At 61.3% G+C, this 20,523-nt stretch carries 24 protein-coding genes and 1 tRNA gene; 18 read left to right on the top strand and 7 right to left on the bottom strand.

What is annotated here, in order from left to right:
* Positions 1 to 21 precede the first annotated feature (21 nt).
* Positions 22 to 97 (top strand) — tRNA-Phe (locus tag AC5RW2_RS20790).
* Positions 98 to 162: 65 nt separating this feature from the next.
* Here AC5RW2_RS20790 and AC5RW2_RS20785 read toward each other — a convergent pair.
* Together AC5RW2_RS20785 and AC5RW2_RS20780 are read right to left on the bottom strand one after the other, a co-directional pair.
* On the bottom strand, positions 163 to 1,296 hold the full coding sequence (locus tag AC5RW2_RS20785; RefSeq protein ID WP_494074472.1) for a tyrosine-type recombinase/integrase: 1,134 nt from the start codon (positions 1,294 to 1,296) through the stop codon (positions 163 to 165).
* A 14-nt stretch (positions 1,297 to 1,310) separates the two neighbouring features.
* Entirely contained in the window at positions 1,311 to 2,060 is a 750-nt protein-coding gene (locus AC5RW2_RS20780) for a helix-turn-helix domain-containing protein (protein WP_494074471.1), read from the bottom strand.
* 49 nt (positions 2,061 to 2,109) lie between these two features.
* Between AC5RW2_RS20780 and AC5RW2_RS20775 the strand changes: the two genes are divergently transcribed.
* From AC5RW2_RS20775 to AC5RW2_RS20735, 9 genes are all read left to right on the top strand, one after another.
* A complete protein-coding gene (locus AC5RW2_RS20775) occupies positions 2,110 to 2,361 on the top strand; it encodes a helix-turn-helix transcriptional regulator (protein ID WP_494074470.1) in 252 nt (83 codons plus the stop codon).
* A gap of 106 nt (positions 2,362 to 2,467) precedes the next feature.
* On the top strand, positions 2,468 to 2,770 hold the full coding sequence (locus tag AC5RW2_RS20770) for a hypothetical protein (protein WP_494074469.1): 303 nt from the start codon (positions 2,468 to 2,470) through the stop codon (positions 2,768 to 2,770).
* A 217-nt stretch (positions 2,771 to 2,987) separates the two neighbouring features.
* Positions 2,988 to 3,398, top strand: a complete 411-nt coding sequence (locus AC5RW2_RS20765) for a hypothetical protein (RefSeq protein WP_494074468.1) — start codon at positions 2,988 to 2,990, stop codon at positions 3,396 to 3,398.
* Complete coding sequence (locus AC5RW2_RS20760; protein WP_494074467.1) at positions 3,395 to 4,693, top strand: relaxase/mobilization nuclease domain-containing protein; 1,299 nt, start codon at positions 3,395 to 3,397, stop codon at positions 4,691 to 4,693. Before AC5RW2_RS20765 ends, AC5RW2_RS20760 begins: the two co-directional genes overlap by 4 nt.
* Complete coding sequence (locus tag AC5RW2_RS20755; RefSeq protein WP_494074466.1) at positions 4,686 to 5,195, top strand: hypothetical protein; 510 nt, start codon at positions 4,686 to 4,688, stop codon at positions 5,193 to 5,195. Before AC5RW2_RS20760 ends, AC5RW2_RS20755 begins: the two co-directional genes overlap by 8 nt.
* A gap of 230 nt (positions 5,196 to 5,425) precedes the next feature.
* Positions 5,426 to 6,277 (top strand): zinc finger domain-containing protein, encoded by an 852-nt coding sequence (locus tag AC5RW2_RS20750; RefSeq protein WP_494074465.1) that lies wholly within the window; start codon positions 5,426 to 5,428, stop codon positions 6,275 to 6,277.
* Positions 6,278 to 6,396: 119 nt separating this feature from the next.
* Entirely contained in the window at positions 6,397 to 6,855 is a 459-nt protein-coding gene (locus tag AC5RW2_RS20745) for a hypothetical protein (protein ID WP_494074464.1), read from the top strand.
* Entirely contained in the window at positions 6,852 to 7,625 is a 774-nt protein-coding gene (locus tag AC5RW2_RS20740; protein WP_494074463.1) for a hypothetical protein, read from the top strand. Before AC5RW2_RS20745 ends, AC5RW2_RS20740 begins: the two co-directional genes overlap by 4 nt.
* Before the next feature lie 111 nt (positions 7,626 to 7,736).
* Complete coding sequence (locus AC5RW2_RS20735) at positions 7,737 to 8,717, top strand: hypothetical protein (RefSeq protein WP_494074462.1); 981 nt, start codon at positions 7,737 to 7,739, stop codon at positions 8,715 to 8,717.
* A 24-nt stretch (positions 8,718 to 8,741) separates the two neighbouring features.
* Here AC5RW2_RS20735 and AC5RW2_RS20730 read toward each other — a convergent pair whose 3' ends face one another.
* Positions 8,742 to 8,987 carry a type II toxin-antitoxin system Phd/YefM family antitoxin gene (locus AC5RW2_RS20730; protein WP_494074461.1) on the bottom strand — a complete coding sequence of 82 codons (246 nt, stop codon included), beginning with the start codon at positions 8,985 to 8,987 and terminating at the stop codon, positions 8,742 to 8,744.
* Positions 8,988 to 9,702: 715 nt separating this feature from the next.
* On the opposite strand from AC5RW2_RS20730, the gene AC5RW2_RS20725 reads away from it, so the two are divergent.
* Together AC5RW2_RS20725 and AC5RW2_RS20720 are read left to right on the top strand one after the other, a co-directional pair.
* A complete protein-coding gene (locus AC5RW2_RS20725; RefSeq protein ID WP_494074460.1) occupies positions 9,703 to 9,936 on the top strand; it encodes a hypothetical protein in 234 nt (77 codons plus the stop codon).
* Complete coding sequence (locus AC5RW2_RS20720; RefSeq protein WP_494074459.1) at positions 9,937 to 10,146, top strand: hypothetical protein; 210 nt, start codon at positions 9,937 to 9,939, stop codon at positions 10,144 to 10,146.
* A gap of 114 nt (positions 10,147 to 10,260) precedes the next feature.
* Here the strand turns inward: AC5RW2_RS20720 and AC5RW2_RS20715 are convergent, their stop codons facing one another.
* Complete coding sequence (locus AC5RW2_RS20715; RefSeq protein ID WP_494074458.1) at positions 10,261 to 10,584, bottom strand: DUF6504 family protein; 324 nt, start codon at positions 10,582 to 10,584, stop codon at positions 10,261 to 10,263.
* A gap of 439 nt (positions 10,585 to 11,023) precedes the next feature.
* On the opposite strand from AC5RW2_RS20715, the gene AC5RW2_RS20710 reads away from it, so the two are divergent.
* The 5 genes from AC5RW2_RS20710 (at position 11,024) to AC5RW2_RS20690 (ending at position 14,045) form a co-directional block, all read left to right on the top strand.
* On the top strand, positions 11,024 to 11,275 hold the full coding sequence (locus AC5RW2_RS20710) for a hypothetical protein (RefSeq protein WP_494074457.1): 252 nt from the start codon (positions 11,024 to 11,026) through the stop codon (positions 11,273 to 11,275).
* Between the two features lie 194 nt (positions 11,276 to 11,469).
* Positions 11,470 to 12,486 carry an ATP-dependent DNA ligase gene (locus AC5RW2_RS20705; RefSeq protein ID WP_494074456.1) on the top strand — a complete coding sequence of 339 codons (1,017 nt, stop codon included), beginning with the start codon at positions 11,470 to 11,472 and terminating at the stop codon, positions 12,484 to 12,486.
* Between the two features lie 103 nt (positions 12,487 to 12,589).
* On the top strand, positions 12,590 to 12,796 hold the full coding sequence (locus AC5RW2_RS20700) for a hypothetical protein (protein WP_494074455.1): 207 nt from the start codon (positions 12,590 to 12,592) through the stop codon (positions 12,794 to 12,796).
* A 161-nt stretch (positions 12,797 to 12,957) separates the two neighbouring features.
* Positions 12,958 to 13,644 carry a hypothetical protein gene (locus AC5RW2_RS20695; RefSeq protein WP_494074454.1) on the top strand — a complete coding sequence of 229 codons (687 nt, stop codon included), beginning with the start codon at positions 12,958 to 12,960 and terminating at the stop codon, positions 13,642 to 13,644.
* Positions 13,645 to 13,697: 53 nt separating this feature from the next.
* Entirely contained in the window at positions 13,698 to 14,045 is a 348-nt protein-coding gene (locus AC5RW2_RS20690; protein ID WP_494074453.1) for a DUF6994 family protein, read from the top strand.
* Between the two features lie 67 nt (positions 14,046 to 14,112).
* On the opposite strand, the gene AC5RW2_RS20685 is transcribed toward AC5RW2_RS20690, so the two are convergent.
* The 3 genes from AC5RW2_RS20685 to AC5RW2_RS20675 form a co-directional block, all read right to left on the bottom strand.
* Complete coding sequence (locus tag AC5RW2_RS20685) at positions 14,113 to 15,981, bottom strand: hypothetical protein (RefSeq protein WP_494074452.1); 1,869 nt, start codon at positions 15,979 to 15,981, stop codon at positions 14,113 to 14,115.
* Positions 15,982 to 16,115: 134 nt separating this feature from the next.
* The gene (locus AC5RW2_RS20680) at positions 16,116 to 18,416 is read right to left on the bottom strand and encodes a DUF262 domain-containing protein (protein ID WP_494074451.1); all 2,301 of its coding nucleotides are present in this window, start codon (positions 18,414 to 18,416) and stop codon (positions 16,116 to 16,118) included.
* Positions 18,413 to 20,158, bottom strand: a complete 1,746-nt coding sequence (locus AC5RW2_RS20675; RefSeq protein ID WP_494074450.1) for a DUF262 domain-containing protein — start codon at positions 20,156 to 20,158, stop codon at positions 18,413 to 18,415. Before AC5RW2_RS20675 ends, AC5RW2_RS20680 begins: the two co-directional genes overlap by 4 nt.
* A 117-nt stretch (positions 20,159 to 20,275) precedes the next feature.
* Between AC5RW2_RS20675 and AC5RW2_RS20670 the strand changes: the two genes are divergently transcribed.
* Complete coding sequence (locus AC5RW2_RS20670) at positions 20,276 to 20,494, top strand: hypothetical protein (RefSeq protein ID WP_494074449.1); 219 nt, start codon at positions 20,276 to 20,278, stop codon at positions 20,492 to 20,494.
* Positions 20,495 to 20,523: the final 29 nt, after the last annotated feature.

Genomic DNA, 20,523 nt, shown 5'->3' with positions numbered 1-20,523 from the left:
ATCATCGCAAGATGTTGCCACGGCTCTGTAGCTCAGTTGGTAGAGCGTTCGACTGAAAATCGAAAGGTCACCGGATCGACGCCGGTCGGAGCCACCAAACCCCCGGATTTCCGGGGGTTTTCTGTTACTAACAGTCGGGCACCCCGCACAAACCCCGCACATTCAGAACAGGCCTTTGAGCTGCTCCTGCATGACTGCGCCGGCCCTTGCGTCCCCCTTGAGCGTGTTCATATAGACGTCCTGAGTCATCGAAGGATTCGCGTGACCGAGGAACGCCGCGATCTCGGCTGCCGACATTCCTGCCCGGTCGAGTATCGTCGCTGCCGTCTTCCGGAAGGTGTGGGTGGACAGCTTCGGATAGCCGAGCGCGTCGCGGATGTCGCGAAGCTCTTTTTGAGTGTTGGATGGGTCGCGCAGGCTCATGAGTGCGCCAGGGAACAGCAGGGGGGTGTCCATCTTCAGCCGTGTGTGTCGACGGCGCAGCAGATCCATCGTCGGTCCAGGCAGCGGTGTGACGCGATGAGCAGCATCCGTCTTCGCCACCGGTTGTCGGACGATGCCCACACCCTTCACTCTGACATTGGTCGCCTCCACCTCCGCTGTGCCGGCCAAGAAGTCGATCGAAGAGGCTTGGAGGGCGCAGGTTTCTCCGATCCGCCAGCCGGAGGCGACCATGAATTCGAGGAGCTCGACAGTGTCGTGCTTGATCAGAGTGGGCGCTGTTCTGAGCTTTCCCACGAGACCGGGGAGGTCCTCGGGGCCGATGGCAGCGGCGCCCTTCTTGCCCTTGGGTGTCGTGATGCGCTCGATATCGCGTACGGGGTTTCGGGGGATCGCGCCGTTGCTGACGGCAAGCGCCATCATGCCACTCAGTGTCGAGCGGCAGTTCTTGGCCGCTCCGTGCCCCGATTTTTTATGCACCGTGTTGAGGAACTTTTGGAGCCGGTCCGGCTTCGCCTCGCCGACGCTGAGGTCGCCGATCATCGGGGTGATGTGCGCGGTGACAGCATAGCCATACGTCTCTAGGGTCCCCGTGGAGCGTTGGAGATCGCGTTTGTGGTCGAGGAACTTCTGCCCAAGTATGCGGAGCGTCGTCGCCGGTTTCAGCTCACCGCCTCGGCTGGCCTCGATGGTGATGAGTGCCTGCCTCAAGGCCGACTCAGACTTTGCCCGACTGGTACCGAACCGCTCGACCTGCCGGGCCTTGCCGTCGGCGTACCTGTATCGTGTACGGGCCCGCCACTTGCCGGGCTGCACCTCGTTCGTATTGATTGTGCCGTAGGTGCCGATTCCCATTCTCGGCCGAGCCATCAGCCTACCTCCTTCATGGACTCTCGTATCTCGTCAACGAGCACGCGGGTGACACGGCCGCGCGCCTGGGGCGTGCTACCAGGGCCGGCCCTTCTGAACGACTCGTCCTCGAGGGGACGCGCCCAGAGGTCGTGAGCCGCCTGACGCAGTCTGGCGGTACTGATGCCCAGTTTCTTGGCCGCGCGCTCCTCAGCCAGGCTGCCTGCAGTGCCTCCATCCGAGAGCCGGCGCGTTGGCTCAGGCGGCATCTGGGCCTGTTCGCTAAGTTGGTCGATCTGTCCGTGTCGCTCGGCATGCGTCATCTCTCGATCACGCATCTCGCCCATCCTGCGCAGGACCTCGTTCTCGAAACTCTCATCCACCTCGTCGTCGCTCTGGGCACCGAGGGCATCCATGCCTTTGTCCTGGCTCACGGTCACCTCCTCGCCCTTGAGCGCGGCGTCGATCCACGAGCGCTTCATCGGATACCGGCCGTCGGGCCCTAGGGTGAGGACCTCGGCGTCGCCAAGCAGCTGCGAGAGCGTGAGGCGCCGTCCCGTGAGGTGTCCTAAGGCGAGCGCCAAGAACAGCAGGGTAGGCAGGGTCAGTGACGCCTGTCCGCGCTCGATGTTGCTGACGCTACTGGCGCTCCAACTAGCACCGTAGGAACGTGCAGCGCCGGCAATCTGATCCAGGGTGAGGCCGTACTCTCGGCGGACGCGCGAGACGAAGGCTCCGACGGCAACAGGGACGGTCTGGGGTTCGCTCATTTTTACACAATACAAAACTTGTAGAAGACAGAGCAAGCTGTTAGGTTTAATGACAAGTTTCAAAACCTGTAGAACGGAGAAACAGGATATGACCGTCCATTACACAGCGAGTGCAAAAGCACTCCTCAACGCAAAGGACCTGTCTGCTCAAACAGGAATGTCTGTATCGACGATCTACCGCAAGAGGTCGCTCGGCGAATCGTTGCCCCGGGCCGTCAAGATCGGAGGGCACGCGGTGCGGTGGCGCCAAGCCGACGTCGACGCGTGGATCGAGGAGCAGTTGGAGCCTGAGGTGGCGTGATCCGCGCGCCACTGGGGAAACAGCTGTTGTGCGCTGAGGACTACTGCACAGGGCATATCCACAAGAGCTAGATCAGGAGAGAAGTATGAGCGAAAGGAAACAAACAATGACCATCGAAGACGAGATTGCGGCTGTAAAGGCCGCAGCAGAGAAGAAGCTCAGGCAACTGAGGGAGCGTGAACGTAAGCAGCAGCAGGTCGTCGATGCCCGCTTGCTCGCGTTGCTGCGGAGCCAGCATGCCGACCTGGCCGACCAGCTCGAAGCTAGGGCACGAACTCAGCTGACGGCGGAGACGGCTGAACGGTCAGCGAAAGCAAAGGCTGCGAGGCCGTCTCGGTCTGCGCGGCTTGGCAGCGTGGAAGATGCAGGTGTTCGCTACGCGGGTCAGAGCATGGAGTACGCGCGGTGAACGAGGGACAGATAATCGCGCGCGCTGCCTTCCCCGGTGCGGCAGCACCCGGGAACGGTGCCGTGCTCCGGGTTTGGGGGTCGAGGGGGAAGTGCGTAGCACTGCCCCTCGCATGCGGCGCATTGGAGGACGAGCGAAGCGTTGTCGGACGGAGTGCCTGCTTGCGTCTGCTTTCCACCGGTCAGTTCATGCTTCTACGGCGACAGGAGGGAAACTTATGAGCGGAGCGACGAAGCAGCTTGCACCCGAGCCGCGGAGCCGCCGGATCGACACTCGGTTCAGCTTCGCTGAACTCGCCTTGGTCGAGAAGGTGGCGGGATGGCGGGGGCTTCCGCCGTCGGCGTTCGTGCGTGGTGCGGCTCTTGCCGCGGCGAAGCGGGCGGAGGGGCATGGCCCCGACGATGATGCGGCGCTGCTCCCAGCGCCGACTGTGCTCACGGCCGAGCAGATCACGGTGATCGACGCTGCCCGGATCGAGGTGAAGCGGGTAGGGGTCGATCTCAACCAGTTGACCCGTCTCGGGCACCGGGGTGAGTTGGACCTGGGCGCGCTCGCCGGTGTGGTCCATGAACTGGCCAATCACTATGAGCGCATGGTCGATGCTCTCGGCGGGAAAGGGCAGCCATGAGCATCACCTCGGTATCGCCGGTCTACGCCCTGGGCACCCGTGCCGACTACTTGGAGTTCGGGGTCGGAGCGAAGAAGAAGAACCACCAGAAGGCCGGAACCGATCGGCTGGCTGCCGGGTTCTACTGCGACGCTCCGACTATCGGCAGGTTCATCGAGCTCGGCAACCGGTTGGCGGAGCAGCACTCACGGAAGGTGAAGGCCCATACCTACGTGCTCTCGTTCCCTCCTGACGAGTTGGATGTGAATGATCCTGCCGACTTGAAGCGGGCGGGCGACCTCGGGTTCCTGCTCGCGAAGAAGATGCGTCCGAACAGCCCGGCCATGGTCGTTGTCCACGACGACGGCAAGGGCGGCTGCGTCCACGTCCACATCACGATCCTGAACCACGACACCGTGACGGGCAGGGCACCGCCTGACTTCCGGGTGCATTGGCAGGTGAAGCGCGCCAACGACGCTCTGATGCAGGAGGAGGGCATGAAGGTGCTCGCTCCGGCACCGGGACCTATGCCGGGCTCCTATTGGGCCAACCGGCGCGGCGAACTGGAGGTGTTCGACCAACAGCTCGGCGACGCAATCACGGAGGCGGCTCTCGACGCCTCGGCGGCGGATATGGCGACCTTCACCACCGCGTGCGCAGCCCGCGGCGTCGAGGTCGTCGTGGCCGGGCACGAGGTCATGAGTGACGGGTACCGCGGCAAGAAGGCCGGTGACACGGCCATGGGCATCACATACAAGATGCGCGACGAGTTCGCCCCGGACAAGCAACCCCGGGTCCGCAGGCGCAAGGCGTCCTCGTTGTCGCCGGAGTACACCGCCGACGGGCTGGACAGGATATTTGCGAAAAAGCAGGAGATGAAGGAGCAGAAGCATGACAATCATGGACGAACTCGACCAGCAGCAACAAGAACAGAACGGGAACCAGCAGACTTCGGAGTTGTTGAGAGGGTTGCTCGACCGTCTCGACGGGATCGAGAAGAATCAGCGGGAGATCGTGACCTCGTTCAACTCGATCGCGCAGAACTTCATCAGTACATGGGAGGGAATGGAGCAGACACAGCGGTTGATGCAGCAGCTGAACAACTCCGTCGCTTCCGCGAACGACTCGCACGCGAAGACGCTGACAACGCTCGCGACGACGCAGAGCGAGATGCTGAAACTGCTGGCCAGCCCCAAAGCCGTCAAGCTCCCCGACGGGTCGTCGGCGCGGGCCGCGGACGTATCCGCCCACGCTTTGATGCAGAAAGTATCGGCTCGGATCGAGACGCTGGAGACGACGAACTCGAGATTGGCTGACGAAGTACACCTCAAGCGCGCCATCGACCACGAGAAGGTGGCACGGCACATCGTTCCTAAACTGGGTGCGCAGATTACGGCACACCAGAACGCCGTGAAGGAGGCTTTCGGAGAAGCAAGCGCGACCGTGCTCGCGGAGCTGGCGACAAGCCGCAGCGCGCTCATCGAGGCCGGGGAGCAGGCCAGTGCGCAGGTTCGACGGGCCAGCGAACAGGTCGAGAAGCTCAGAGGTGTGGTGTCGTGGCGGACGGTCGGTGAGGTCGCCACGGCGCTCCTGCCGCTCGCGATTGCCATCTTCATCGTGTTCGGCATGGCACAGACAGTCTGGGCAGCCTTCGGGCTCCAGCCGATCCTCCAGACTGTCTGGGGGTGGTTCCTTGACGCCGCGGAGTGGTACTGGAAGCTAGCCATCGCGGGCGGCGCCTTCGCGGTCCTGGCGGCCTTTGGCTGGTTCACTCGGTGGCTCGGGAAGAAGCTCTACCGGGTGTACCGGGGCTACTAGGAAACATGGAAGGGGCGCTCCTTCCGGCAGGGAGTGCGGCGAATTTTTGCGCTCTGTACCGGGCACGATTCAGGTCGGAGATAGGGGCCGAGGCTAAAGCTGTAACTGTGAGCTTGGCCACAGTGTGGATTGCCTCGCCGACTCTTGTTTACTCGTATTCGAGCGTTTATTGGGTGCATTGCAGGCCCACGGAAGAAAAGGAGTACTGCCAGCAGCACTAAGGTGCTGCCATGAGTCAGTGCCAACAAACGGACGCCCATCGGGCCATGCAAGCAATCGTCGACACTCACCTCCAAGGGCTGGCCACTCGGGAGGGGATGCTGTCGATCCTCAAGTGGCAGATGGCAGCGTCGGAGGGCACCACAGTTATGGCTTTCCTCAGCGAAATTCAAGAAGACCAGAACCTGGACGCTGGTCTCATCGAGGAAATAACGAGCACCTACACAGACAACGTACAACATTGGGACTTCCCAGAGGAACACGAACTTTCCAGTGAACTCCCCGAAGCGATCGAGTGTACGTTTCCGGAATTGGTTCAATCCATCCATAGCGCTGCGGTCGGCTTAATTCGCGTCCGCGGCATGCTTATTGGTGTTAACGTCCGCCTCAATTTTCGCGGCGCATATGGATCCATAGGGAAAGCATTGGACCTGATTGTCGAAGAACTGGAACTGCTGGAACTGGCAGGAGAGTACGTGGCCACCGATGCTCCGCTTCGACCCACCTTTCCCGGAGCGGAAGACGGGGGCCGCGCTCCATGGTCCTCACCTGCGGGGGAGCCGCTGTCCCCGAAACAAATCGTATGGCTGGCAGATCTCGGCCATAAGCATCCGGACTTTTCAATCGGATACGCAGACGGAATCAGCGTGCACTCAACCCCGCCGCAGCTGGTTGCAGAGCGAAGCGAGGCCAGAAAGCGCCGGTTGATTTGGGCGGAGCAGAACCGGGAGATCGAAGAGCAGATGCGAAAAGCGATGGCCCGGTCCTGCCCGCGATGCAACAGTTCGCCGGGCAGAGTGTGTCGCAGCAGGGCGGGAAGAGAGACAACGATGCACAAGGGGCGATACACGATGGGGTCGTAAAGCTGGCTGCCGTACGGGTACAGGCACGAAGCCGTGCTTCATAAACTGTGTTGCCGGGAGCGCCAAAGCGGACCGGCGGCTTTCGACCGTGCTTGCGGAGGAAAGACTAGGAGTAATAAGTGAACGAACTGGATCTTCCGCCGGCACGGGCGGCGGAATTACGACGGGCGGAAATGCTTGCCCGGAAGATCAATCTGCTTTTGGACACGATCATGGACGAGTCTGGTGAGCCGTACAACTACCAGGCGATCTGTAACGGCGCGAACAAGGCCGGCTTCTTCGTCTCCCGCAGCCGTTGGTCGCTGCTCAAGAACGGCAAGGTCCAGGTTGTCCCGGACAAGTGCCTGCGTGCCATCGCCACTGCTTTCGACGTAAACCCGCAGTACTTCCTCCAAGAAGGCAGCAAACTTCCGGAACAAGTCAAAGTCCTGCTTCCACAGCTGCGGATCAAGAGGCTTTATGAAGTACGCGAATTCGCTGCCAGGGCACTGGGTCCGGTGGCCCCAGAAGCGCTCAGCGCAATAACGAAGATCCTGGACGAGGCAATCGGCACGGACACGAAGGCGGCCAGCCTATGAAGAATCGAACAGCGGACATAGTCAACTGGACTGTTGCCGCCTCGCAGGACCTGACGTCGGCAGATTCGGAGCCGTGGGCCCTATGGGTAGCAATCGGCGTCTGCACGGTACTTCTGGCCGTTGCCGTAGTCTTCCTTGTTGGCTCGTTCTCTCGCCGGCATCACAAGGGGACGCCGACGACGCGGCTGAAGGAAACCAACCCAACGCCGGAGCCCAAGAGAGATTTGGCCGCCAATTCTGAATGGTGGACGCGCACCCAGTGGGCTCTGGAAGCCACAGTCTCGGGGAACGTCAGGATGAACGACTACGGCCTCAAGATGCTCGGCGCCCTGGCTAAGAGCGAGATGGCAGAAACCGAGGAAAAGGCGATGCTGGATGCAGTCTGGCAGGTATCGTCCACGGGGATGCAAGACGAGGCCATCGACCAACTGATCGAGGACGTCAGAGCGGTGAAAAACTCCTCAGAATCAACGGACGCGTCGCCGCGCATTTCCGACGCTGATGAAGACGATCCCTCGGCAGCGGACCCAAAGATGGCAAGGACGTATCGCAGGGCGTACGACGCCACTAACAGGGAGCAGGTGCTCTCTACCCTGCGTCGTGAAATCCTCGCAGCCCGGCTGAAGGTCACGCTGGACAACAAGTTGGCGCGCGAGACCTCGCGGAGGGTAGGGCTCCTGTCGGAGATGACCTTGCCGCCGCTAGTCAGGCATAATCGTCGCTCCGGTGATGCCGGAGGACGCGCCCGATCCACGTGTGGAGTTGGCTGAGCAGCTGAAACTCATGCCCATCCCGGTGATGAGACTGGTTCCCCAGCCCACGGTGGAGGACACAAATGACGTCGCCTGGCATACGGTCAGAAGGCTGAGGGATACACCGAGATGGCAGCGGCCATAACTTATACAGTCTGGCGCAACCCGAATGACCGCTCCGACCCGATTAACCATGCAGACCTCGACGAACAGACACGCAGGGCGATCGAGGATGTTCCGCCATGGCCGCGGCCCTCGTGGCTCATCGAGCAAGTAGAGCGAATGCGATACCCGCAGTTGTGGGAGGCCGTGCGGACTACCTGGCACCGCGACGCATCCGCGCGTCATTCTGCCCGCAGGGTGCTGGTCGACCACGTCAATTACATCCTCACGAACCAGTATCGGCAGGAGCTGGGGTTGAGCGACAGGCCTTGGGAAGACCCCGCACCTCCAGCTACCGACCGGATGGTCAATGGTCCGGTCAATGTCCTGGTCGATGGGGTCGAAGTGGCCGGCGTGGAGGTCGACACGGACCCGTTCGTATACGGCGTCGGCGCAGAACTGCCCGGCGGCGGCATCCTGACCGCCGCGTTTCCACATGCTGGGCTTAAACACATTCGGGTCGAGTTCACCATCTGGAAACAGCGCAATGTCAGCGTAGTCGTCGTCGCCTGTCCTGTTTCAGGCGCTCCCGCCGGCGGCCAGAGTCGCTCGGAGGTTCTCCATCCGGTCCTCGACAGTGCGGCGGGAATCCTGGGTCCATCTTCGTACTTGAGTATCGAGGATGGCGCGACAGCAGATTTCGTCCAGACCCAGCAGCGCCATGAGTCGGTGGACTGCGTCATTCATGTCCGCAGCGTTTTCGACTGCGGTGAAGACCTCCTCCCTCCGGCTCATGCCTACAGAGATGCCTTCAATAATGTGCAGTTCATGTTCGAGCTGCTCGCGCTCCACCTGACTCATACAGGGAGTCTGCCACACGCTCGCCTGAGGCACTGGCACAGAGCCAGAGCATCATCGGATCTGCATCAGGAAGTGAGGGAGCCAAGCGACGGCATGACATCCAATTCTGTCGCTAATGGTCCAATAAATCGCATTCAGGGGCCCTGAACCGAGGCCTCTAGCCTAATCAGGTCACGGCTTGTGCTCATGCGCGACGGTATCGACCCCGCGGGCAGATTGCAGAGCCGACACCAGGCGGTGGGCGTTCGCGGGGGAGCTCAGCAGGTAGCCTGTCTCCACCAGCGCGTCAAACTCGTCCTTCGACATCAAGACCGCGGATCCACGCTTTGACACAATCTCGATCTCGGTGCGGTCGAGGTTCACCTGCTCAATGAGGCGTGCAAGGTTACGTCGGGCTTTGCTTGCTGAAATTGCCATCACGGCCTCCTGATCGTACGAGACATGATAGTGCTGGACCTTCCCAACGCGCGCGTTTCCCAGCCTCGGACATGGGGATAGATCACGCGGTGGCCTCCGGCTTGGAGATGCGACTGGTCATTCTGCACCCGGTCTGATGAGGTCAACGGCGTTGGCACAGACCCAATGACGCGTTTGAAGGCGATGAAATGGTCCGGTTCTAGCAACTTCTAGCCGGTTACAGGAAAAACCCAATAACCGGCTATAACTTCCAATAACCTGTCGCAATGATGCCTTCATGCGCGTTGAATCCGGCCGGCCATCTACATTTCGCCGCGTTGACCCGCGTCTGCACAGAAGGTCACGGCTCTGGGCATCGCTGGCGCAACTGGGGCTGACAACGAGAAGATCCATACCGGGTATCTGGAGACCGCCCTTGCCCACGAGGTCTATGGGCGTCCGTTGTCGATCCAATATGCGTCCGGTACGTCAATCCCACACCTGGATCCCGTGGACATCCGTAAAGTGCCAGTTCCACGATTCGGCCACGCCGACGAGGAATCGATCGCCGATCTGTGCGAGGAAGGAACCCGACGGTTAGAGCTAGGTAGCTGGGTTTAATCACGTTTCGTGAAGTTATCGCTTCGCAACGCTTTGGCACCTTCCATCCTGCGCGAGTTCGCGGTTAGTTTGAGACAAACGTTGCTACACCAAAGACAGGAAAATGATGCGCACTTTGGCCAATCTGACTGCTGTCGCAGCGGCACTCTTGATGCTCGCGGGCTGCACTGGCGGGCCAAAGGCTGCGCCGTCGTCCGAGCCCGAGGTCCTGGCGGCTTCGAGCGACGCCCCCGCGGGCGATGTCGAAAGCCTGGCAGCCCAATCGACCAGCAAGCATCTGCTGGCGGAAGAGGGCGGTTACAAGTTCTACTCCCTGGTTCCCGTCGAGCCCGAAAAAGGCCGGCTGTGAGTGGTCATCCAGAGCAAAGGGGGCGCGGAAGGCATTGGATGCAGCGATTCCCTTCCCTATGTGGGCACGGGGGTCGAGATCACCAATCTCGTGGAAGCGAAGCTGGTGTTCGCCGGCCACAACGCCGGGAAGGACCTGGCCGACGGCTGGCACTACCTGCACCCCAACCTTCTAGTGCGCGGGTTGAATGACCCCAAGCCCAGCAGCTAGGCACTCGCACGCTACTGCATCTTTACTGCGCCGCGAACGTGATGGTGAATCGCGGATCAGCTGGCACTGCAGGGCCGCGCGGCGTCAGCGGCCAGTTCCTGACGGGTTTGCTGCTTACTCTTCGTCAGAGACGTGCACCAGATGCCAGCCATCCCAGCCCGGATGTTTCCTGACTTCCAGCGTCCGCAATGGCGACGTCGAGGTGGCCTGTACTTGCAGGCGCCAGAACTCGGTCTCAACAATGTTGCCTTGCCCGGGCCCGGCAGGCAGGTTGGATTCCCACCAATTCCACCGGCTGAACCAGCGCACCGGCTCGGCCGCTACCGGCCAGAGCCGACCCCGCCAGCGCACTGCCAGCGGCACGCCTTGGTGCGTGAAGCGAATTTCAACCGGCTCATTGAGCTTTCGCTGGCCTATTTGTTCCTGTACCGCCGTCATTGCCCTGTGTCGTCCTCTCTCCCAAAGCTGTCGTCCTCTCTCCCAAAGCTGTCTTCCTTACCTGATCGTTCCGCCGCTGCACCGCGGATGCCCACACCCAGGTCACCCGTCGGACCCCTGCGTCCGTCCAGGTGACCTGCACCGCCCGCGGCGTCCAGCCGAATGCCTCACCGGCGAGCAATTCGGCTGAACCCGGGAACCGAATCCACGCCCACACCGGCACGCCGGGCACCACGCGGGTCACTTTGTAGTGCTCGAGGTCCAGTTCCTGCGGGGTCAGAGAGACCGGCTCGGCCCGTCTGCTGTAACGGGCCGCCAGCTTAGCCAGCGCTTCCCGATCCATGTGTTAAAGATAGAACACATGTTCGAATAAAGCGAAGGGGGCGAGTCCACCCGGGGATCAGGCAGAATAGAGTTCGGATACGAGGGGTGGTCTGAAATGACGACGGACGTCTTGGAGTCCCCGCCGGGGTCGATCGGCGGCCGGCGGACTCTGGCCGCCCTGCTGCAGGACGCCAATACCGAAAGCTGGTCCTCCCGCCGCATTGCGTTGGAGGTAGAGAGGCGCGGCATCACAGTCTCCTACACCGCGGTCGCCAAGTACCTGCCCACCCCGCCTGCAACCCCGTCGGAGACGGTCCTGCGGGCCTTCTCTGCAGTTTTTAAAATCCCCACGGTCGAGTTCCGCTAGGCCGCAGCCGTGTCGCCCGGCGAAGCAGAACCCTTCATCCTGCCCAAACGGGCCAACCGCCTCACCCAGCCCCAGCGCGAGGCCGCCCTGCACATGATCCGCGTCCTTCTCGACAGCACCGACACAGACTGAGCCTAGTAGCAGAAACGCTGACCCCGTCCGTTCACCTGCGGATACTTGTATATCGTGGCCACATGAATTCCAGGCTCCCGCCCGGACTGCACCCTCCTGTAAAGGTGGCCTTGGCCCGCGCAGTGGAAAAGATTCCGCGCCCCAGCGCTCTTTTCGGCGGAGCCTGGTACGAACCCAAATGGGACGGCTATCGTGCGGTCATCAGCCGTGACGGGGAAGAGACTTCGATCTGGTCCCGGCAAGGCAAGAACCTCTCCCGGTATTTCCCTGACTTAATAAGGGCAGCGGCAGAACTGGTGCCGCCAGGCTGCGTGCTCGACGGCGAAGCCGTGATTTGGTCGGAGGGTCGTCTGGACTTCTCCGCACTCCAACAGCGCTTGAGCACCTCCTTGAAATCCCTCCCCGCGTTGGTGCGCCGGGTGCCTGCCCACTTTGTGGCCTTCGACCTGCTAGTCGTCGCCGGGCACGACGTCCGCAGTGAACCGTTCCGGGTCCGGCGGGAACTGCTGGAAGAACTCGCTAACGGCTGGGACGAAACCCTCGAACTATCCCCGGGCACCTCGGACCCGGACACTGCCGCGACCTGGTTCGAGGAACTGCCAGCAACCGGTATTGAAGGTCTCGTCGTCAAGGGCGCCGGCCAACCCTATGAGGGCGGGCAGCGCCAGTGGCAAAAAATCAAAAACCGCGACACCGTAGACGTTATTTGCGCCGCAGTCATCGGCCCGCTCACCCGGCCAGAGGCCATCGTCGCCGGGCTGTTGGTCGAGGGGGAATTGCGCATCGTCGGACGCTCTGCACCATTGAAGGCGGTGGCCGCGAAACTGCTGGGAACCCAGCTTCAGGCGGCCGGCCCGGATCATCCTTGGCCGCACCGGGTGAAATCCACGACCCTGGATCGGTTCAACGCCGACGCAGGCGAAACCGAGCTGACCCTCGTGGAACCGATTGTCGTCGAGGTGTCAGCCGACACCGCGATGACCGGGACATCCTTCCGGCACTCGATACGCTTCCTTCGGGCCAGACCGGAGCTGGATCCGCTATCAGTGACTCTGCGGACGGGCGGAAGAGGCGCGTAGCGCGCCGGCGCCCCTCGCGGAGCGGTGCGTCCACAACCCACTCTGGGCGCGATGTGCGGTTGCGGTGGAGCCCCATCCGGAGTGAGGGCGCAGATCGGTGTTCATGGCCGAGATCCGTTCGCAGGAGGCGAAACCGGGTGGCGAATTGAGGTTCGGAGTGGAATTCAGCCCCCGCCCCGGCAAGACCAAAGACGAGGAAGTGCGTCGGGCGGCGTATGACCTGGCGCGTACTATGGACGGCCACATCGATTTCGTACTGCTTAAGCGTCAGCTGAAGGTCGCTACCCCTCGTCTAGCCGGACTGCGCTGATCGCAAGAACCGTTCACGGCCGCTGGCCGAGGGGGACTGGGAACAGGTCGTCGTCCACGGTTTCGCCGGAGCTACTTTGCCAAGGTGGCAGCAATTCATCCTATATAGTTCCACTGATGGGAAATGTGGATCGCGTGAAGAAATTGTCCAAGGGGAAGTAAATGTCTAACGGTGACGACCCATATATTCGTTCAACTGTCCCTGCGGCTTTGCTGGGTGCCCATGCTGCTGCACGTGCAAAGGATCCTACCGTTCCCCCGGTTGCTCACCCCTACTGGATTCCCGGAGGGCCAGTCAGTGTATTGGGCATGTCAGGCATAGAGAAACGGATTCGATACGCATCAGAAATCGACGATGATTTGATGCTCTCGTTTGTTGCGCAAGATTCGGATCCGAGTGTCCGCGAAGCGGCGGCTCGAAATCCGAACATGCCGCGCATTCTGCGCGACGCCATCACAGGCGCGACGGGCTATTCTCCGGAGGAAGCGTTTGATATTTGGTTCGACGTTTGGAAGACAGATCCACAAGAATTCCTGAATGAGCATATTTCTGATCCCAGGCTGCCTAACGTATTGCTCGCGAGAGGTTATTTTGCTGAGGATTTCGATGATCCCGAGGCTGCTCGCCGCTGGTTCAGGGCGGCAAGCAGTATTGGTGTCGCTCAAGCTCGCGTCAATCTTGCGAGATTGGGAGCCGTCAATGGAAGCTCGAAATCGGGCTCAGCTAAGAAATCCATGCTAGGCGCGATGCAGACGGAGGAGGAGCGCCACCTCACTGCTCTCCTCCCTGCGGCGGTAGCCATAGCCCTCTTAACTCTGGTTATCGTATTTGCCTACTTAGCAACCTGAGGAAATATCTCGTCCACGAAGCCGGCGTCAACTGGGGCATCAAATTTTTAGGGATGCGCCTGCAGATCGCTAACCGCGTGGACCTGACTCTTGAGTGCATCCGGCGTCTTTACGCAGGAGAGCCAGGGAGCCCGCTCGTGGATGTCACAGACGCCTACGCTGACTTCTTCGAGCTTTTCAACGGCGGGTTCAAGGAGTTCGTGGACTTCTTCTCACCTCCAGGACCTTGCAACGCCAACTACGAGAAGGTTGAGTTCTTCTTGGAATTCAATGACCAAGCATTCCGGAACGCCGGCCACAAAAGAGGAATATGTGGATTATCGGGAGAATACGCTGACGTTCATCGAAAAGCGAGGGACCCGCATGGCCGATTGGGTTATCGAGAACCACGCCGAGATTGAGGTCCGACGGTAGCGCCCTAAAGGTTTCCTCGAGAGGGACAACCGATTCACTGACGGCTCTTCAAGCTCAGATGCCCATGTCGTCGTGGATGCCGACGGTGGCAAACATGACCTTGCCCTCCGCGCCGCGCCAGAAGTGCAGCCGCCGGGCCGCGGCCGTGTCGACCTGCAGTGCCACCCGCCAAGCGGTGCCGTACTCGGGGTGTTCGACGTAGCCGGTGCCGACCTTCGGTCCGTTGCGGAGCCGGTGCATGTCCCGGCCGGGCGAGCTATCGGCGACGCCGGTTAGGACCTCCACGGCGACCGCGACGATCTTGGGCCTTTCCACGCCTTGGATCCGCTCGACGCTCGGCAGGAATCCCTCGGCGAGGCCGTACTCCGCCAAAGGCATCTCCGCTTTGGCAGCAGCAGGGATACGGGTGGTCCACTCCACGTAGATCTCATGGCGAAACTGCTCGACGGGGTCGGTGAACAGCGGGCCGGTGTCCGCGGCTGCGGAGATGTCCCGGGAAAGCTGACGGGCACGGGCAGCACGGGTTTGTTCGGTACGGACACTCTCGCGCAGGCGTTCGTTCTCATGAACCAAGGCGGTGTTCTCAGCAGCCAGGGCGTCCGCATCACTGAGCGCCCGGGTCAGGTCCCCGACGAGTTCGATCCGCTCCCGCGTCAGCAGGGCTACCTGCCGCTGGGCCTGATCCAAGGCAGCGCCGCTGGCTCCGGGGGAGGGCACGGGGGCCGCCGGCTTATGGTTTGAGGCCCTGAGACGCAACTCGGCGGACTCGGCTTCAAGGCGGCGGTTCGTTTCGTCGAGATCGTGCAGTGTCGTCCGGATCAACTCCAGTGCGGAGGCGACGTCGGGGTGCACGGCAGCGTGGGGCGTGGATGCCGGCCGGGGCCCATCCTCATCGGCCGCGGCCGGCACATCGTCTTCAGCTAAGACAGGTTTTTCCGCTTCTAGATCTAGTTGCGGTTCCGCGGGCTCGATGGACTCAACCGTCTCCGCTGGCGGTTGCTCGGCCCGAGGGCTCCAGACGATCCAAGGTTCAGCGCCGACGCAGAACGGCAGAGCCGGTGTGACCGACTCCGGTTTTGAGTCCTCCGCTGTGGAGAACTTCCAAGCCTTACCGTCGGCGCGACCGGAGAGCTCGATGCGGACTGCGATCACGCTGCCGGGCTCCATCGCGGCGGCGTGGCGGACGACCAGTCCGGGGAACAGGGCGATGCGCTTCTCATTCAAGACCAGGGCCGGGTGAACGATGCCGGCGCGGGCGTGGGCGACGGCCTCGGCGACAGTATGGATGCCGGAGGTAATGGTCAGCAGCCCGTCCCGGACGGTGCCGGTAAGCTTCTGACCCGGTATGAACAGGCGCTCCGGCTCGATTCCTGGTGCCAGGGTGGAGACATCGATGCGGGCCATGCCGTCAGCCACTTTCACCAGCACCCCGTCCGGGGGCAGCAGCATGGAGACCTCGCATTCGACGGCGTCGGGTTCCTTCGAGCGGGCCGGCGTTCTCGAAGTGGTGACGGGCGGCGCGTACGGGTCCATTTTGTCGACGTCCTGGACGAGGAGGTCGACAGCGTCACGGGCTTCGATGTCCGAGTAGGCCAAACGAAGCACGGAGATTCTTTGGTTGGTGTGCCATGCTGTCCCGGTCGGGTAGGAGCGGGCGGCCCCGCCGTAAACCGACGTCTCATCAGGCATGGCCTCATCGAAGTCGTAAGCCACCCCAGGCGTGGCCAGGAGGTAGACCGTGGCTGTGGTTCCGAGACGACTGGCGACGGCGGCCGGATCGATCCGTGGACCCTCCCTCGTGGAGGAGATGACCACCACCGGTTGGTCCCGCTCGGGGTGGCATAGGAATGCTGCGAGGTCGACGGCGTCACGGCGCGTACCAACGGTCGAGTAGGCAGCGGCTGTCTCCGGTGTGGTGGTCAAGGGGTCCTCCAACGATGGGATTTGAGCAACTATAGGCGACCGACGCATGCTTAGCGGGCTCGAACGATTGGACACGATGCTCCAAGGGCAGCGCTACTGCGTCCGAGGTTATTTGGCTACGCAACGTGGTCGAGTTAGATTCCCGCCTCAACGAGCGCACGCACGAGTGCGGCACCTACGACGACGCGATCCTCCGCATCGATTAGTTCACCGTCGACCTCTACTTGGCGAATGGAGAGGAACCCGTCACTAGTGGCGCCGTACTCCCGGCAGATAGCGTGAAAGCGCCTCGAGGCGTCGGCGTCCTGCGGCGCTGCCAGTTGGAAGCCTTCTTCGACGCATCGGATGCCGCCGCCGCTCCGCGAGAGCTCAAGCCACCGCGGCGCCGTCTCGTAACCTCGAAACCAAGGGTCGATAAGCCGGTCCTCGACCGCGCTGGCGCGATAAATCGCGAGTAGGTAAGGGTCTCGGTAAAGGGCGCTTCCTGTCAACGAGGCCGTGCGGAGCATACACATCGAGTAGCCCCAGATCCCCCGAGTGGGTTGGTGTTCGCCGTAGTAGATCCCCGTTTGGCCTTCGCGCATTGCTGGGTAGGCGACCAAGTAATAGCGCCAGTCGAGCATGCCTGATGCGCGACGGGAGGCGACGAACTCAGCGGCAGCGCGCTCCAGGCTGCTCAGCGTGGGTTCGTCGGAGGCTGAGACCTCGTCAAGTAGATCGGCAAGTGCCGAACGCAGTTCGCTGTTTCTCCCGCGGCCGGAGTGGGAGAACACTTCCCGCCATCGAGACTCCTGGTTCGCCGCGCCTGTTCCTAACTGTCTGACACGCCCGTTGCCGAGGTCGAAGCCATAGTCACCTTTTGCGAGCAGTGCGGCAGCGAAGAGTCCCCACGCCTCCGGTTGGGTAACGCGTACGAATGCCTTGGCGCGCGCCGGCAGCGTTGCTGGTTCAAGATCGAACGCGAAGATTCGGCCGCGGAGAAGAGGATGATCTTCAAGGCGATGAATCACTATCTCTAGATCAGTGCCGTTGAACGCTTCCTTTGCCTGCTCGTCACGGACTCGATCGGGGTTGAAACCCCGAAGCTCCTCGAGGGGCGCACCTTTGATCAAGAGCTCGACACCTGGAACTAGGTCGGTCATGCGAGCTTCACGGACCTCGTCATCAGCTAGGTCGATGAGGTTGCGCAACACGCGAACCCGCGTCGCGAAATCATCGGTCCGGTACTGCCGATGGACAAGCACAGCGAGCAGAAACAGCGTCTCCGCCAAGGAGAATTGACGCCTCCGCCCGCTCTTAAGGCCATACCGGCGCAAACAGGCCGCAAACAGGTTGAGGTCGGTGGTGTCGAAAAGCGGGATCTTTTCCTGGTCGGCGGCCGTTTGTGCGCTCTCCGACTCTGTGAAAACGCTAGCGAACACCGCGCGGACGTCGTCAACACCTACCCAAGTGTCGAACGCGTGTTCCAGGAAGTCCAAGTGTGCTTCACGGCTTGGATTAGCGGGCCCGAAAGCCCGCTCCGTGCGCTCGAGCAGGGTCGCGCTTTGCGTGGTCTCACCGTCCCGCCACTCGCACACGTCGACCACGAACTCGAAGTAGCGAAGAAATTCGTCGTCGATGACGTCGTCGCCGCCGTCAAACCGCCACAGGACGTCAGTCCAAGCGCCATCGATCTTGTGAATGATGCGGTCGTACCTCTCAGCGTCGGTCTCGTCCCCTAGTAGCTTCTCGAATCGGGCCTTGAAGGTCTCGAAGCTAGTCAGCGGTTTCCCGCGGGAGTTCATTTTGATGTACAGCTCGTCCCCGGAAGGCATGTCATCGATGGGGAGGAAGTAGAACGAGACCGCCGGCCGATCCTCGTCGACCAGACGCGACCAGGCCACCCCGAGATCGAGGTCCCCATGGCCGAGTCGATCGTGGATGGCGTCCAACATGACGAGCATCGCCTGGACCGTCGGATCGTGCCGCCATGCATATAGGTACCACGACTGGTTGGTGATCCATTGGGATGGCACTGCGAAGTCGTCGGTCAGTGGATGCTGCGGGTTCACGAGCTGCCGACAGAAAAGCTCAGCTGTCGGTCGGGTCGCGTACGTCAGCTTGAGGATTCCTTCCGCGTCACCGAGTCGATCGGTTCGCGCCGCGAGGTACCAGTGCAGGAGGAAGAGCGTCGTAAGGCGTTGCTGTCCGTCCAAGGGCTTGAGCGTCGAGTCCTCTATCTCCCCGTAAACGAAGTCGAGATCCAAGGGTTCGCCGCCTCCAACCGCCCCGATGAGTGCATCAAGGAAATCATGGCGAATCGTCTCGACGAGTGCCCCGGGTCTACCTTGCGCATAGTCTCGCTGGATGAGGGGAATCTCGATTCGTGCGACGCTCGGCATTTCCCCCGCCGCGTAACCGAACATCCCGGCAAATGTAGTCTTGTGTCCCTTCACGCGACGAACTCCTCTTCATTCAGCTCAGGGTCGCGCCTCAGGTACGGCTGAATCGCCGCGAGAATCGCGTCCAGATACGACTCCCGGTCCTGGACCCCCCAGAAATGGATCTGTTGGTGGTCAGCGTCGGTGTAGTACTTCAAGAACACATTGCGGGTGCAAGGGGGAATGTAGGAGCCCGTTTTGTCGCGACCAATGATCTCCCTCCGCTTCACCTCGAATGTCGAGTTCGACAAGGCACTGTTATCTCCGCTCGCAAGCAACGCAAGGTTGGAAATCGCATGCACGCCGTCGTCGCCTTCAGCTTTCCCCTCAGTTAGCGAGGTCTCGACGCGGGCTTTGATCTGATCGAACTGGGTGCCCAACGCGACGATCCGAGGGTCAGCTATCGCCGCGAGGACGCCATCGATTTCGGCCAAGAGGTTCTTGCGTTGGTCCTCGTCGATACTCGGAACGTTGCTGATGGCACCGCGGTGAAGCCGAAGCCATTCGGTCCACACTTTCGCGTCGCGCTTGAGGTCAAGGGCGTTCTGCGCGTGTATGTGTTCGAGCGACCAGACGCCCCGTGAGTGCGCATGGAACGAGTAATGCTCGGTAGAGTCGGACCGCAGGCGGACTGTCTCTACATTCATCAGGAGGAGGACGTCCGAGCATTTCGAACCCGACTTCTGGTAGTCCAAGTCAGCGACCTGGCCAGCCGTGAGGTCCAAGTGCTTGGCGATGAGTTCATCGAGCACGGCCTGGAGTTCGGGCCTAGTCAGCCCGGTCACTGCTTCATGGAGGCCAGCGAACGTGTGTTTACGGGTCGCCACTAGGTAGCCCACCTTGTGGAAGATATCGCGATCCTCGTACCAGCCGACGATGAGAGAATGCAGCTTAACCACGTCGTCCCAGAATGCTTGCGGGGCATCGTCGATCATTGGCCGCAGCGTCTCGAACGTGTAGTACCGCGGCCGGTGCCCGCCGGGTGGTGTGCCTCCGCGACGATCCGCGAGAGTATCCAAGATTAGGCTAATTCGTGTCGGTTCATCCTCGCGAAGCGTGGTCACGAACGACCAGACCTCCGGTACTCGGAGTTCGCGTTCGAACTGGTCCCATTGAGCTGCGGTCTGCTCGCTGCGGTCAGAGAAACCCGCACGATGCTGGAGTTTGGCGAGCAATTGGGCCTTAACGAGTTCGGCATCCGAGAGCGGAATCCGTCCAACGTTCAATCGCGTGAAGAGAGCGATGGAGTCAAGGTCCTTTGCAGCTTCATACCAAATCACTCGGACGGATTCGAAAAGGTAATCGTAGAATCGGTTCGCGGCCCATTGCTTACGGTGCCCGTACTGATCGAACCATTGGTTTATGTGCGCGTAGGCGGCGAATATGTGATGGAAGTCAATGTTCTCGCGGCGCCGCTGTGCCGTCGGATTGCTCAGATAATCTGCGCTTCCGCTTCGTGTTTCGTACTCGATCGTGAATCCTGCACCGGCGTTCTGTAGGCCCTCACTCCGCATGTACTGAAATATGAGAAACAAGGTGGTCAACCTCTGTTGGCCGTCGATCAACTCCCATCGGCCATCCCCCAGCGGCTTCACTACAACTGGCTGCAGGTAGTAGGGGTCGCCGTTACTCGCCCAAATATCGTCGAGCAGGCGCCCGACCTCCTCGGTTCCCCACCGGTAGCCGCGCTGGTACGCGGGAACGAAGAATGATCCTGCGATGTCTCCGACGGCACGTCGCTCGAGTATTGCGTCCATGCACCCACCATATTCTGTCCGTGTCGTGCTGTGGGCTCTTATCGGAGCAAGCCAAGTGGTTTCGAGGCAAAACAGCGGTGGAAATCCTCTGCGGAAACTTTTAGGCGTCAAATTACCATGCATGACGAGGGAGAGTCGTCCGAGAATCCTCACCCAATTAACGACTTCACGATACCGATGGCCAATATGGCTTCTGCGGCAGGCTTCGACAAAGACGACAAAGGCAAGGAGTTTATTCGGGCAGCGATGGACGCGGCCGGGGTGCCGGAACATCTGCGGACCACCGTGTCCACTGCTTTTGCCGTTCAACTCCTCGCTGCTGGAATGAACGCATAAAAGCCATAGCGTTGGTATTCTTACCTGTC

This window comes from Arthrobacter sp. B0316-1-20, assembly GCF_059091865.1.
This window is presented reverse-complemented; position numbering and strand designations above follow the sequence as displayed.